The 14,145-nt window shown below is 48.0% G+C and carries 13 protein-coding genes; 8 read left to right on the top strand and 5 right to left on the bottom strand.

The features are described 5' to 3' along the window. Positions 1–282: 282 nt before the first annotated feature. Both AC2YIT_RS26170 and AC2YIT_RS26165 read right to left on the bottom strand, forming a co-directional pair. Complete coding sequence (locus AC2YIT_RS26170) at positions 283–966, bottom strand: helix-turn-helix domain-containing protein (RefSeq protein ID WP_487281172.1); 684 nt, start codon at positions 964–966, stop codon at positions 283–285. Positions 967–1,259: 293 nt separating this feature from the next. After that, the gene (locus tag AC2YIT_RS26165) at positions 1,260–2,081 is read right to left on the bottom strand and encodes a helix-turn-helix transcriptional regulator (protein ID WP_430846743.1); all 822 of its coding nucleotides are present in this window, start codon (positions 2,079–2,081) and stop codon (positions 1,260–1,262) included. Between the two features lie 202 nt (positions 2,082–2,283). On the opposite strand from AC2YIT_RS26165, the gene AC2YIT_RS26160 reads away from it, so the two are divergent. From AC2YIT_RS26160 to AC2YIT_RS26145, 4 genes are all read left to right on the top strand, one after another. Further along, entirely contained in the window at positions 2,284–2,892 is a 609-nt protein-coding gene (locus tag AC2YIT_RS26160; protein ID WP_487281171.1) for a DsbA family oxidoreductase, read from the top strand. Between the two features lie 119 nt (positions 2,893–3,011). After that, positions 3,012–3,977, top strand: coding sequence for a hypothetical protein (locus AC2YIT_RS26155; RefSeq protein WP_430846739.1), 966 nt, complete (start codon positions 3,012–3,014; stop codon positions 3,975–3,977). A gap of 50 nt (positions 3,978–4,027) precedes the next feature. After that, on the top strand, positions 4,028–4,372 hold the full coding sequence (locus AC2YIT_RS26150; RefSeq protein WP_430846737.1) for a hypothetical protein: 345 nt from the start codon (positions 4,028–4,030) through the stop codon (positions 4,370–4,372). Positions 4,373–4,530: 158 nt separating this feature from the next. Beyond that, complete coding sequence (locus AC2YIT_RS26145; RefSeq protein ID WP_430846735.1) at positions 4,531–4,917, top strand: GreA/GreB family elongation factor; 387 nt, start codon at positions 4,531–4,533, stop codon at positions 4,915–4,917. A gap of 39 nt (positions 4,918–4,956) precedes the next feature. Here the strand turns inward: AC2YIT_RS26145 and AC2YIT_RS26140 are convergent, their stop codons facing one another. Next, the gene (locus AC2YIT_RS26140) at positions 4,957–5,619 is read right to left on the bottom strand and encodes a hypothetical protein (RefSeq protein ID WP_487281170.1); all 663 of its coding nucleotides are present in this window, start codon (positions 5,617–5,619) and stop codon (positions 4,957–4,959) included. Between the two features lie 212 nt (positions 5,620–5,831). On the opposite strand from AC2YIT_RS26140, the gene AC2YIT_RS26135 reads away from it, so the two are divergent. Next, positions 5,832–6,647, top strand: a complete 816-nt coding sequence (locus AC2YIT_RS26135) for a GLPGLI family protein (protein ID WP_487281169.1) — start codon at positions 5,832–5,834, stop codon at positions 6,645–6,647. Further along, entirely contained in the window at positions 6,644–9,283 is a 2,640-nt protein-coding gene (locus tag AC2YIT_RS26130) for a carboxypeptidase-like regulatory domain-containing protein (RefSeq protein WP_487281168.1), read from the top strand. The genes AC2YIT_RS26135 and AC2YIT_RS26130 overlap by 4 nt, the downstream gene beginning before the upstream one ends. Positions 9,284–10,077: 794 nt before the next feature. On the opposite strand, the gene AC2YIT_RS26125 is transcribed toward AC2YIT_RS26130, so the two are convergent. Next, the gene (locus AC2YIT_RS26125; RefSeq protein ID WP_487281167.1) at positions 10,078–11,289 is read right to left on the bottom strand and encodes an MFS transporter; all 1,212 of its coding nucleotides are present in this window, start codon (positions 11,287–11,289) and stop codon (positions 10,078–10,080) included. A gap of 28 nt (positions 11,290–11,317) precedes the next feature. After that, the gene (locus AC2YIT_RS26120; RefSeq protein WP_430846725.1) at positions 11,318–11,992 is read right to left on the bottom strand and encodes a FadR/GntR family transcriptional regulator; all 675 of its coding nucleotides are present in this window, start codon (positions 11,990–11,992) and stop codon (positions 11,318–11,320) included. A gap of 187 nt (positions 11,993–12,179) precedes the next feature. Here AC2YIT_RS26120 and AC2YIT_RS26115 point away from each other — a divergent pair, with 187 nt between their 5' ends. Beyond that, complete coding sequence (locus AC2YIT_RS26115) at positions 12,180–12,773, top strand: RNA polymerase sigma factor (RefSeq protein ID WP_487281166.1); 594 nt, start codon at positions 12,180–12,182, stop codon at positions 12,771–12,773. Between the two features lie 109 nt (positions 12,774–12,882). Next, a complete protein-coding gene (locus AC2YIT_RS26110; protein ID WP_487281165.1) occupies positions 12,883–13,926 on the top strand; it encodes a FecR family protein in 1,044 nt (347 codons plus the stop codon). Positions 13,927–14,145: the final 219 nt, after the last annotated feature.

The following is a 14,145-nucleotide window of genomic DNA, read 5'->3' as shown; positions in this document are numbered from 1 at the left end:
TAGTTGTGATGGTTAAAGTCTGCCTTTTGAATTAGAAAAGTTATGCCAGCTTATTTACCACCCAATATCTCGCGTACAGGAAGAATGATCTGCTTAAGAGGCGTCGAAAAAATTTCTTCCGAACCTCTTTACCTTTGCAAGGTCAGAATAACGATAATAAATATACGTGACTCAGCTTTTACAGCATACACTGTAATCATCCGAATCACGTAACAACCATAATATCCCTTTACTCTTTTCAAAATTATACCTTTTCAAATAGAGCGGTATTGTAAATTGAGGCTATTCTTTTTGCCGGCCGATCTGTATGATAACGTAGGATGTTTGCAGGAACGCCCTCGGGAATAAACCGAATGTTTTCCTAAATGCATTGCTGAAATGTGCCTGATCAGTGAAGCCGAAATTCTCCACCGCCTCGCTAAGTGTCATTTTCCCCGAAGCCACTGCATAGATTGATTTTTTAAGACGTTGCCATATGATGTATTGCGTGAAAGGGAGACCAATCTGCTCGGTAAACAAATGTCTGAAACGATGAGAAGACAGGTGTGCCAGGTTCGCTACCTCCGACAGGTCGATGTTCTTGAAAAGATTTTGGCCAATAAAAGATATCACCCGTTCCATTCGATCATCCATGTTTCTCCGGGGCAACGCCGGAGTTTTTTGAGCGAGCCGTGCAAAAAACTCACGAACACACCGGGCTACAATCACTTCTCCCATCGCTTCGAGCCCGCGCGGCAGGATTGCGTCAAGCTCCTCAACAGCAATCAGTTCCTCGACAAAGCACACCTTACGCCCCGAAAGCAAAATCCTGAGATCATGGCCCCATCGGCTCGCAGGTTCGATGAGGCTGATAAACGTCACTGCCTTACCGGCATCCCAGGCATGCTGTACATTCCGATCGATGATAAAACCTTTAACAGCCTTGTAATGATGCCCATTGATCTCCGAATCAAAGGTATCACCCAAGGTAATAACAATCTTGAATCCATATCTGTTTTGCGTCTGTACAGAGTGGTCCGTTGTCTTGATAATATAAGAGATACTACAATCCTGCAATTCTCTGGATTGAGAATCCGCAGAAACAGATAATTTCATAAACGCGCTACCCCCGTTCTTTCAAAAAGTTTAAAAATATTGGGCGTGGTTCCGAGCTGAAACCGACAAGGTGAGCAAAGGGAGCGCTAAAATGGAACAAACGTAACTACGCCACAACCTTTTGAAAGAAGAAAAGCCCTGAAACTGTAAATATTAGCCCCAATTTACAAGTCTTCACTATTGGCAACAACTTCTTCAACGTGCGCATCGTCCTGGACAATAACCCTGCATTCAACTAAAAAAGTAGATGGGTTCAATCCGAAAATGCTTTTAAAAGTCTTATGGAAATGCGAAAGGTCTGTAAAGCGGTAATCGCGGCAAACCTTTGAAAGCGATTCACCCGACTCGATTACAGTTTTGAGTGTGCGCCGCAGCCGCTGCCACAAAATGTATCTGGATAAAGGAATTCCCACTTCGGCAGCAAACAAATGTCTTGTCCGATGAAACGAGAGGTTGGTAAGATCGAGGATTTCCTGATTTGTGATTTCACTCGTGAGATTTGCAGATACGTAGTCAATAACCCGCCTCACGCGCGGATCGATCAGGTTCGAATCCTGAATTTTCAGCCCCGTAATGAGAAACATCAGTTCGGATATGTACGGGATCAGATCGGTATCTTTTAAAAGTGCATGGTTTGGGGGAAGAATAACCCCAAGATCGTCCACATCCAGTATTTCTTCGAACCGTATAAAATCTTTATTACCAAGGATCGCCCTGATCCTGTTTCCCCACGGGCTTTGCGGCTCAATTAAGATATTCAGCACGGGCCCATCGGGAGAGATACATTTGTGCAGCGTACGGCCATTGACCACAAACCCTTTCATTGCCGCATAGTTAGATCCCCCCACCCGGCATTCGATCCGGTGATCAAGGCTCACAGCCACTTTGTAGCAATAGTGTTTGTGAATGCTGACACTTTTCGTGTTGGATATATATGGCAGGCAGACTTTCCAGAGCCTCTCCGATAAATCATCTGTTGTATACATAAGCTTATGATTAGGCTCAAATGCGTTGTACAGCAATTATTGTGCCCATCGGTGCAGGTTGTACGAAGAGGCTATTCTTTGCTGCTACGAAGTCTTTCTACATAGCTACGGCACACCTTTTGAGGCTTCCATGCACCATTACAGATAGAAATGCCCGGAGTCCAACGTGACCCGGTTGTGCTGAAACTCATAGAAAGGAAAAATGGAACCAATCAACCTGAACCACACCATAGTCAACATCGTATACTACACACAGCCGTTATGCCCTGTAAGCTGGCGAATGCAGCAGCATTGGCAGGAATTCACCAGCAAATTCAGCGAATTGATTAATGTCAGGTTCTGCCTGGCCACACGTGACGCCATGAGCCGCAGCCCGGAGGGACCAGGCGGTGAACCTTCTAACATCAGGGCCTGCCAGGCGGTGAAGGCAGTATCATTACAGTCGCAACGAGCAGCGGGCCTTTATATGAATGCCCTTCGCAAAGCCGCTTTCGTTGAAGGGAAAGACATTTCGCATACAGGCGTTTTGGTAGACCTGGCGCGGGAAATCAGCCGGGAAAATCACGGCATTCTGGATTTACAAAAATTTGGAAATGATTTCGACAGTCCGGCGACACGGCGTGCATTGCAAAAAGACGCACTGAAAATCCGCACGAACAAGATCGACAGCTGCCCTACCTTTACATTTACAGTGAATGGCCGGGGCCTCAAGGCGACAGGGTTTCTTACCTTTCCCCAAATGGCCGCAATGCTCAAAAAAGCTTTGACACCGGTGCCCTCGCCAGCAAGTAATTTGCAGGGGCTTTTTTAAGAATCCATAAATTTTTTACGATTCTGTAACTTTTCCGCCCGGCTCAGGCGAAATATTGGCTACGATGGTTGGAATTTTAATTTCCGGCTGTAAATTTACAACTGTAAAAAACAATTGGAATGACGTATCTGAGCGCGATGCCGCAAGCGGCTACATCCTGGGAGGAGATTTGTTATCCGGTGGATTCGGTGTTACTGGCCGACATGCTGCCTGAGTATGACATTATCGCGACCGACCGGCAGCAGCTGATTGTAGGCACACCGCCCGGGCACAGGAAGACAATTTTCGGGATACAAAGCTCCGGCTACACGATTATTCCTAATGAAATGATCAGACAGGCTGTGGACAGCCTGTTCAGTCAATACGAACTCCAGATCAAGCACACCATTACCGGGGAGTTCAGCATCAGCATTATCCTTCCCGAGGAACTGCCCATCGGAGGGGAGCGCCTGAAACGAAGTATTATTGTTACCAATGGCTATAACGGCAAAACGCCTTTCAGCATACAGGGGCGCACGCTTGCAGCTGACACCGGCTTGCCAGGCGGAAGCATGTACAGGGCAGTATGCCAAAACGGGTTAATGGGCTGGGCGGATTCCTTCACAGAACTCTCCCACTACCAGGAATGGCTTCGCGGACAATTACCCGGCGCTTTCAAGGGACAGCAAAAGAAAAGCGGTTCTTCCAGCAGTCCGGAAGCTTTACCGCAATTGCGCAGACCCAAAGGAAACCGGAAAATAGATTTGGAAGTACTTCAGCAGCAGCTGACCGACCTGCTAAGCTCTGTAACACAGCAGAACCTTACGCTGACAGCGGCGGTGTATGAACGCTTTCAGAATAAATCCATGACCCGCAAAGAAGAGAATGTGCTGAGTAGTTTGCCGATCCCCGTTCAGTTGGCCCGGCAGGCCCGCGAGCGCCTGAGGATTGAGCAAAACCTGCTCGGAGTAACCCCCTCCTACTGGCTGATGTACAATGCCGTAAACTATGCACTTTTCAACGCCCGCAGCAGCCTTACACTCAACGACCGCTACAAGCTCGACGAAAAGGTATTTCATCAATTTGCGGCATTGGCCTTTAATTAACCCATATAAAATAAGAGAGGATAGTAGTGATTATCAATCGATTGGAATGTATGGATAACATGGGAATTTCACCGGCACTGGAAAAAATCCAGCAACTTTTCAGTACACATGGCCAGTTTCGCCAGCACGAAGCTGGCTTGCCGGGCCATCGGCCTGATATGTCCATCATAACAAACTTCATCCGCGAGAATGCGGTCGTCCTGGACGAAACAGGTACGATACAACGGCAAAGTCAGGTTGGAAACCGGACGGCGAACTCATATAAGATTGCTACCGAACGATTTCTGAGGATTCTGGCCCGGCTAACCAAAGCGAACGAGGGCCTGTCGCGGCAGGAAAGGATTTTCGTTTACCAATACTGGTCCGACCTCCAAAACACTTCTCCCGCCAATTAGCAAAGCGGGCATTTGCCATTCAGCACAAACACATAACGCTATCATTGCATGCAGTTCCATCGCAACTCAATAAGAGTTGCAATGGACTGCAATCGGCTATTCCTGAACCCATTCATTTTGAAACCACTCCTTATACAACTAACCAACCCAAAAGCATCATGAGCAGCAACACAAGCCCTGTCATACTTGGAAAAAACGATTTTCGCCTTCTCAAGCAGTTTGCGAGCAACTTCTCGGATAGCCCCGCCGCCAGCGAAATGTCGCTTGCTTACGAGCTGAACCGTGCCATAGTCGTAGAAGACGATGAACTTCCCGAGGATAGCATCCGCCTCAATTCACAGGTAAAGGTTTTGGAATTGACCACGAACCGGGAAATGGAATTCAGTATCGTCATGCCCCATCTGGCCGACATTAAGCAGCAAAGAATATCCATTCTCACTCCGATGGGCGCCGCTTTGATCGGCCTTTGCAAGGGTGAAACCGTAGAATGGAAAATGCCTGCCGGGATCCGGAAGTTAAAGATCCTGGACGTCCGTTCTGCTTAAATGCGGGTGGTTTAACCACCCGTCGGCGAGCCCGACAGCTTAATACATGGCGTACCAGGCGTCGTATCCCTGAAAGCCCGCTTGCGGGACATATACAAACAACTGTTTCAGTCTGAGCTTGTAGGTTACCTGCCCCAGTTTCGGGTCATTATCCTGATAAATGAAAGTGATGAATGATTGGCCCCCGGCTTTATTCACCTCTCTGGCGCCCGCCAGACTGGAATGTATCCTGGAATGGGCAGGGTCTATATAAGCGGATTTACCGGGAAAGACCATATCAAGCAGCGCCGGCGTATATTTTGAGGTGACAATCAACGTGCCTTTTTCCTCATTCCATTCGCAGGTCAGTCCCGAAGGGTAAGAAACCCTTTTAAACAAGGCGAAAGTTCTTGCCGGCCCTTCTATTTCAGTATTGGGAAATTCATCTCCGAGATAAAGTCCGATCGGGCCTTCTCCCCGATACGGGAAGGCAAGAAAGACTCTCTTCTGGTAAACTTTATAGAGCGTGTCTATTTCAAAAAGACTCACCGAGTCCTTGCCGACATATCGATAGGCCTGATCGACGTATAAAACTCCCAGGTTGACCGAATCCCTGTTCAACCTGGACGAAACTTCGACCGCCTGGACTTCTTTTTTCGAACAGGATCCTGCCATGAATGCGGCAATCATAGCGACAATAACAAAACAGAATAGCTTTTTCATAGCCTGCGTCTCCATATTTCCTAATATTCTATTGGACACTTATTTCAATCCCAACCGTTGCGAGTTCCTACAGACCAGTGATTTACAACGCTATATCGGACCGGCTAAGATGGTCGTCTATGACGGCGTAAATGCAACTGAATGTCCATAAAATTAATGTAGAGTATAAGTAAATTATAATATATCTGTACTTACATCATAAAGTATCCGATATGTTACGATTTACCTGTGTCGCATTCCTGATGTTGGCCTGTGAATTTGCAACAGGTCAGGACAAAGTATCGCCCTTTGTTTCTGACATCACCTGCACCTTCGAATTGAAATTTTATCCCGATAGCACAAGCAACGTTTCCAAAACGGAGTCGTTTTTTCTGTTTATCAATGGGGAGCAATCCCTCTTCAAGAGCCAAAACAGGTATTTGCAGGATTCGGCCATCGCGGCAGCGAGCGATGGCGCAAACCGCCAAAACCTGGCTTCATTTCTACAACAGCACCGGACGGATTTCGATTTTAACATCGTCAAACACGGCTGCAACTCGATCCATACAACCGACAGGATTTACCACGATTACTTTTCATACGCCGAAACCGGGCGCCATTTGCAATGGACTTTAACACAAGACACCGCGAGGGTTGCGGGTTATCCGGTCCAGCGGGCCACAACGGAATTCGGCGGCAGAAAATGGGAGGCCTGGTTTACGGAGGCAGTGCCGGTTAGTGAAGGACCATACAAGTTTTGCGGACTGCCTGGCCTGATAATCCGTCTCAGCGATTCAAAAAGACAATACGACTTTGTTTTAAACGGCCTAAGGCAGTCGCGGCGTGAAATGCCTGACACGAGGCCGTCGAAATTCGTCAAAACTGACAAACGGACATTTTTCAGAAAACGCGAAGCATACCGGGCAAACCCCATCGGCATAGCCGAACAATCCGGCGTGGTTTTCACATCGGGCCGAAGCGAAATAACCCAACGAGTGCAGCAGAAGATCAAATCCGACAACAACCCGATTGAGTTTTATACCAATTGAAGATTGGAATAACCCAGCGAATCATCTTAGCCCTCGTTCTCTTCATCCAGATCGGGAGCAGCCAATCCCATGCCCAAACTATCATATCGGGCAAGGTGACAGACGAGCGCGGCACAGCTATTCCAAATGCAAACATCGCGATCGTTAACAAAAACAATACGATATCCGCATTCACATTCAGCGCCAATGACGGGAGTTTTACATTGAAAATAGCCCTCACCGCCGACACGCTTATTCTAAAAGCAACACGTCTGGGATTCGAAGTGGGAGTGTTCCTGCTTTCCAACAAAACGCAGTCCGTACTGCTGGTCTTAAAGGAAAGCGCATTAAAACTGCAAGAACTAACGGTTAAAGCGCCCCCGATCATTTTACGAAAAGATACGATCGATTACCCGATAAGCGCTTTCAAGGCCGAAGGCGACCGGACGATTGCGGATGTGATCAGACGCATGCCAGGCATCGAGATCAAGGAAAACGGACAGATACTCTACCAGGGAAACCCGATCGGGAAATATTACATCAACGGCCTGGATTTGCTCGAAGGCAGATACAATCTTGCCAACGAGAACCTGCCGGCCGACGCCGTCAGGAAAGTGCAGGTGATGGAAAACGACCAGCCGATCAAAATTTTGAAATCAAAAGTATATTCGGAGAAGGCCTCACTCAACATTCAGCTCAAAAAGATCACGACAACCGGAAGCGCAAAAGCCGGCGTCGGATTGAGCCCCGTTTTGTGGGAGGTAAACGTCACTCCTATGGTATTCAATCGAAACTTCCAGGCGATAGCGAGCGTACAAAGCAACAATGCCGGGGCAGACCTTTCCAGGCAGCAGGATGTCCTCACCCAATCGCCGCAAGTAAGGGTCCCGGCTCCGGTACTGAGCATTCAGTCGCTGAGTACGCCCAATATCAGCCCCGACCGGTGGCTCGACAACACATCTCACCTCGGCTCATTAAACCTGATCAAAAAAAACAGGAACCAAACCGAGCTGAAATTGGGCATAGGAATACGGGACGAAGTGCAGCGCCAAACCGGAAAAAACTATACACGACTGCTAACGCCCGGCGGAACCGTCGAGATCGACGAACGGATCACGAACCGCTCCGATTCAAAGGCGCTGAATACCCATCTGATCATTGAAAAGAACACCGAACAGCTGTTTTTGAAAAATAATATCAGCGGGCAATTCGGACAAATCGATGGTGCTGGTAAACTAAGCCGTAACCTGCTTCCAACGGATCAGAATTTGGCAAGCAAACAAACCCAATTGCAAAACAACCTTACCCTCATTACACATGCGGGCAAGCAGCTGTTAAACATCAGCTCGCAAACAATTTACAACCGGCGACCGGAAACGCTGACCGTTCGCCCCGGCGTTTTTCAGGACCTGTTTAATGCAGGTAAAAGTTTTCAATCCATTTCGCAAAATGTAATTACCACCGAATTGGATTCGAGAAATTCGATCAGCTTTACCAGGCAATTTTCACGAATCGCATTCACACCGTTGGCAGGTTTGAACTTCCAAAACCATCAATTCGAAAGCGTTATAAACACGACGGCCAGCGACAGCACGCGGACGCACGGCAATGCATTTCGAAACGAGTTGAAGTACATACACCTGACCTCGTTTGCACAGATAAGCAGCTACTATGAATCTTCTAAATGGCAGGTTGAACTGAATCTCCCGCTAAGGGTACATGCATTCAGAGTATCAGATTTCATAAAAGACGAACTTCAAAGGCAGACTCGGCTGGCATTCGAGCCCTCGATAACGGCGAGGTACCGCGTCACGGAATACACCGACTTTACCTCTGGTGTATATTATTCATACGACTTCGGCAGTCCATCGCAGATTTACAATGGCTTTATTCTGAGGTCGTACAGAAACGTGCAGAAAGCCATCGGAGCCATTCCGGTTAACAGGGTCCTCACGGGCAGGATAGGAATAAACTACAAAAACCTGCTTTCGCTGGTATTCCTCAATCTGGCCGCTTCGGCAATGCGGATCAACAACAATTTGCAATACCGCACCAGCATCGATTCAACAGGTGCTGCGGAACTTACCTTCGGTCTAAATAACAATGTTCAGCTTTCGAAGAATGTCCATTTAGGAATTGGTAAGTATTTTGGTGAAATCAAAACCTCCCTCAAACTGAACAGCGACGCCGGATTTACCCGATCCGAACAGATCGTGACCGATCGCGGGGTTTCGGTTCGAAACAGGAATTATCGCCTGGGGCTATCGGCGTCGACATTGTTTACGAGTTATCTTGGCATGGAACTTTCGGAAACCATTCATTTTTTGCAAAGTCGGATCGCCGATCAGCGCAATAAAGCATCGGGCATTTCGCAACTGCAATTAGGAATCGACATTTACCCCGCTAATGCACATGCACTGCGATTGGACGCAGAGCATTATACCACCCGGGGAAGCACGAGTCAAAACCAGTTTTATTTAAACCTGCGATACCGTTATACTTTTGGAAAAAGGAAAACGGATCTCGAAATCCGGGGAACAAATCTGACGAATGCACAAAATTATCTATCCATCGTAAATTCCGCATTCACAATCGCGGAGAGCGGCTTTCAACTCAGGCCACGGCAAGTAATGATCGGCGTCCGGATTCCTTTTTGATATTTAAATTGCTTATTCTTTGCAACCGGTTAAATGAGTCATCAATAGCCGCGGTTATTCGATAGTCACACATTATCTTGACATATATTTTGCAGTAAGACACCAACTTTCAAAAAAATGCAAAGGATTTACATAAATGCAGCCCGCGTTATAGTGTTGATAGCAATAGCGATAATTGTCCTGTTACTTATACAGTTTCAATTGCAAAATTGGAAAGTATGACCAACTTTGTATGTGGTTCTTGGGATTCTTGTTGCTGTTGTGATTGGAGACATTTGTCGGAGCAAGATTAAAAGATCGAAATGATATTCGTTCGCTACCAGAACGTCTGATAACGAATCCTCAAATCTATGGTTCTAAACATTTTCAAAGGCTTCATCCTGGGCTTGCTATTGTTTATATTCGGCACGTATTTATGGTATTTGGTTCGAAGAAGTTATAGCCGGACATTAGAGGTAAAAACGTGTGAACATGCGGGCGGACAAGGCCTGAAAGCACTGAGCAAACTCGTCAAAGGAAGCTTATTATCCCTAAGGCGTCATGAGATACGAGTGTTTTCCGGCCGTGCATGTGTGTTCTTCCAATTCGACGAAAATCGGGGCACACTATTCTATGGCGAGGAAGTACAAAGCGGATATTTGGGTGCAGTGAAGATGACATCAACAGAACTTCATCAATTAGCAGATTCAATACCCTCAAACACGGATTTTGAGAAGACATTACACTACCTTTCGACATATACCAGGGTGGCTCCCTCATCCGAATTCTGACAGAAATATTTTAATCCGTGGCAATCACCCGTTTTTAAGTTTCGGCAAGAGCCCGGTGATAATTCCGATCAGTGGCAAAAACGCGCAAAGTTGAAATACATATTCGATACTCGTCTGGTCGGCCAGGTTACCCAGCATTGCAGAACCGAGCCCGCCCATACCGAAAGATAATCCAAAAAATAATCCGCCGATCAGGCCGACTTTTCCCGGCACCAATTCCTGTGCGTAAACCACAATTGCCGAGAAGGCAGAGGAGATGATCAGTCCGATACATACCGCGAGAATGGTTGTCCAAAACAGGTTGGCATACGGCAGCAGCATGGTGAAGGGGGCGGCGCCGAGGATCGAAATCCAGATAACATGCTTGCGCCCGAACCGGTCGCCTATCGGCCCGCCCGCGACAGTGCCAATGGCGACCGCCGACGAGAATATAAACAACTGAATCTGAGACTCCTGAATGGTCAGGCCAAATTTATGCATGAGGAAAAAAGTGTAATAACTGGTCATACCGGCCAGATACACATACTTGGAGAAAATCAGGATAAGCAAGATCACCAGAGAGAAAACCACCTTGTTTCGGCTCAGCGAAGCATGGGTAGCGGACGCTGTTTTGGCCGTTTTCTGTGAAATACTACCCTTGTACCATTTCCTGATGTAGATGGCCAGCATCACACCCATGATCGCAGCCAGCGAAAACCACATAATGCCATGCTGACCAAAAGGCGCTACAATCAACGCAGCCAGCAACGGCCCCAGGGCACTGCCGCTATTGCCGCCGAGCTGGAAAAACGATTGAGCAAAGCCGCGCTTGCCGCCGGAAGCCAAATGGGCAATGCGCGACGATTCCGGGTGAAAGATCGACGACCCCATACCGATCAGACTCACGGCGATCAATACGAATGCGAAGGAATCAGCCCAGGCCAGCGACAGCACCCCGATCAACGAGAAGCCCATTCCCGCGGCGATCGAAAAGGGTTTGGGGTTTTTATCCGTATAAAGACCCACAAACGGCTGCAAAAGAGAAGCCGTAATCTGATAGCACAATGTTACCAGGCCTATCTGGGCGAAACTCAGGTGAAAATCAACTTTGAGCAAAGGGTAAATCGACGCGATGACTGCTTGCATCGTATCGTTCAGCAAATGCGCGAAACTAATTGCAAAGAGAATCGGGTACACCGTTTTGGCGGATTCCAAAACAGGCGCGGGAGTTTCCCTGATCGCGGAACTATTCATCATATCATCTGATGTTTAAGTTTAAAAAAATTTAATGCCTCAAAATTTCCCTGGCGCAGCGTAATGCCTGCTCTTCGTTACCATCTTTAATGCTCATAAACAGGGATTTGTGCAAATCGTTAGTTTGAATGAATGAACTGGTATCGGGGTGGATTTGTAAAAACCAGCTTTTCAGTCGGGACGAAAATGCATAATACATGTCGGCCAGAATTTCGTTGCCGGATGCCCTGGCGATGCTTACGTGAAAATTGATATCTGCCTGGATGCATTCCTCGATCTTGCCCTGGTGAGCAGTTTGGATGCGCTCATTCAGGAAACCTTCTATTTCGTCGAGCTGCTGCTGGGTACGGTTGAGCGCTGCTTTTTGCGCGATTTTAGCTTCCAGCAACTGCCTTACCTCATCAATATCCTTCGCTGCCGCACGGTTTAATCGCTGATGTAACGTTTCATTTTCTTCTACAAACTCATTGATGAATGTCCCCAGGCCTTGCTGCACACGCAATAACCCGGAATTCGCCAGCATTCTGACTGCCTCGCGAATGGAAGACCTCCCTACCCCGTATTGCTTCATCAATTCGGGTTCGGTGGGCAGGCGCTGACCGGCCACGTAATGCCCCGACCGGATATAGGCCTTGATCTGGTTCGCGACCTCGTCGGCTAATGATCTTTTATGTATGGGCGTATTCATCATATCATCTGATGACAAAGATATACCGGTTTTTGAACAAATACATCAATTCTGAAAAAAATACATCAAATGGAAAATCAGCAATGTGTTGCTGAAAACCGGGCAGGTTGTCTTACCGAAATAAAAGTAGCACCAGTCAGCTTATTTGAATAAATTTTATAAAAATTGTAATAGTTTTGCTTTAAAAACCAGTTTTTCCCTCATCATGGCTACGCACAAATCAGATAACGAGCGCGAAATGCTGCGCGAGCTAGCCGATGGAAGCGAATCAGCCTTTGTATGGGTTTTCGATGCGTACAGCCCAAAGGTTTACCGGCTTGCCTTGAAGTTTCTTAACTCGCCGGATGCTGCCGAAGAAATTGTGCAGGATGTTTTTATGGACGTATGGCTGAGACGAGAAAAAATGGCCGACGTCCTGAATTTTGGGGCATATCTGCACGGAATGGCCAAAAAGCAGGTATTCGATGCCTACCGCCGCAAATCTAACTTTACCGAAATGATCCGCGAAATCGGCTATCAGGAACAGGCCGATAACGCCACGGAACGGATGGTCCAGGAAGATGAGCGCGAAAGGCTGTTGCAGGAGGCTGTCCGAAGCTTGCCCGACCACCAGCGGGAGATCTTTCAACTGGCAAGGGAAGAAGGGCTCTCCCACGAGGCCATCGCCGAGCGGATGAACCTTTCGAGATTGGCCGTCAAAGCGCATATGAAACGCATTCTACGTTTTATCCGTACCCGTCTCGCCCCTGTTTTAAAGGCCGAGACGTTCTTCTGGCTGCTGATTTTCGCAGCAAAATAATTTTTTTTAGAAAAAATTGCCCCCTACCGATTTTTCAGGAGACATATGAAATAAAGGGCCGTTCCCGGCTCTGATCCATTCATGTGTTAGTAGAAAAACAGATGCCCTCATGAGCACCGACCACGATGCGAATGCCCCCGGCGATTTCCAGCAATCGGGAATAGAACGATTTGATTTCCTCATGACCAGGTACCTCGCGGGAGATGCCTCCGATGCGGAAAATCAGGAGCTCCGGCAATTGACGGAAAATGGTTATGAGTTCCGTTTCCGGGAGTGGCTGGATGCGCATTCCGACACGGATTCGTCAGAAATAAATCTGCCTGGCAAGGCGCGCGCGGAAATCCTGACCAATATTCTGGGTACCGCCCGCCCCAAAGCGGGGAGGGCGACTATGTGGTGGAGTTGGGCCGCGGCAGTGATTCTGGCCCTGGGCGGCGTCATGTGGCTGACGTTAAGGAGCAGCCAGACGGCCCGGGTGAATATAACCCACAATGAGCAGCCCTCCCGACAGGACCAGCCTCAGGTCGTTCGGGGAAAACAATTTTTAACGCTCCCGGACGGCAGTACGGTGCTGATGAACGAGCATGCCGAGCTCACCTACTCACCGGCCTCTTTTCGGAACGGGTCGCGTGACGTGACATTGCGGGGCGAAGCCTATTTTGACATTGCTCATGATCCTACGAAGCCCTTCCGGGTGAAATCAGGCACTGTCGTGACGCGGGTGCTCGGGACAGCATTTAATGTGAACATGCAGAAAGATAAAGTGGTCGTCACGGTTACCCGCGGATTGGTAGAGGTCGGAAGCGCGCAGCGCGTGTACGCGAAGATCAAGCCGGATGAGCAGATTACCGTCAATACCCGGACCGAACACTACGACACGGCCTCAGTGAGCGCTATTGAAGAAACTGCGTGGAAGGATGCCTACCTGGTATTGGATAACATCGACCTGGAAAAAGCCGGCCAGCTCATCGGAGAACACTATGGTGTGAAACTGACTTTTAGCCGGGCGGAAGTCCGGAAATGCCGGATCACAGCCTCATTCATGCATCACGAAAACCTGGATACCGTCCTGACCGTACTTACTAAAATGATCGGCGCCTCTTATACCATCGAAAACGGCAATGTCTCGATAGAAGGTGGCTCCTGTGATTAATGCAAATGCGGGCACGAACCCTGATTATAATGACTAAACCCTGAAAACAATGTCGTACGGCGCAGATCTTACGATTTTCCCCAGAGATGGCTGAGTGTCGCCTCAGTGCCTGAAAATTCAAACCACATTCAAGCAAAAGCCCTTCGGCGGGAACCGAAAGGCTTTTTAACCCGCAAGTTAGGCGTAACGAACGGGTGTCGCTTTTAATAATTGGCTATC

The organism is Dyadobacter sp. SRI_021, assembly GCF_057586235.1.
Note: the sequence above shows the minus strand (reverse complement) of the source record. Positions and strands in the feature narration are given on the sequence as shown.

Excerpts from the sequence above, each read along its gene's own strand:
- AC2YIT_RS26165 (WP_430846743.1), bottom strand. The coding sequence starts at position 2,081 with ATGTATACAACAGATGATTTATCGGAGAGGCTCTGGAAAGTCTGCCTG.
- AC2YIT_RS26160 (WP_487281171.1), top strand. The coding sequence starts at position 2,284 with ATGGAACCAATCAACCTGAACCACACCATAGTCAACATCGTATACTAC.
- AC2YIT_RS26155 (WP_430846739.1), top strand. The coding sequence starts at position 3,012 with ATGACGTATCTGAGCGCGATGCCGCAAGCGGCTACATCCTGGGAGGAG.
- AC2YIT_RS26150 (WP_430846737.1), top strand. The coding sequence starts at position 4,028 with ATGGATAACATGGGAATTTCACCGGCACTGGAAAAAATCCAGCAACTT.
- AC2YIT_RS26145 (WP_430846735.1), top strand. The coding sequence starts at position 4,531 with ATGAGCAGCAACACAAGCCCTGTCATACTTGGAAAAAACGATTTTCGC.
- AC2YIT_RS26140 (WP_487281170.1), bottom strand. The coding sequence starts at position 5,619 with ATGAAAAAGCTATTCTGTTTTGTTATTGTCGCTATGATTGCCGCATTC.
- AC2YIT_RS26135 (WP_487281169.1), top strand. The coding sequence starts at position 5,832 with ATGTTACGATTTACCTGTGTCGCATTCCTGATGTTGGCCTGTGAATTT.
- AC2YIT_RS26125 (WP_487281167.1), bottom strand. The coding sequence starts at position 11,289 with ATGATGAATAGTTCCGCGATCAGGGAAACTCCCGCGCCTGTTTTGGAA.
- AC2YIT_RS26115 (WP_487281166.1), top strand. The coding sequence starts at position 12,180 with ATGGCTACGCACAAATCAGATAACGAGCGCGAAATGCTGCGCGAGCTA.
- AC2YIT_RS26110 (WP_487281165.1), top strand. The coding sequence starts at position 12,883 with ATGAGCACCGACCACGATGCGAATGCCCCCGGCGATTTCCAGCAATCG.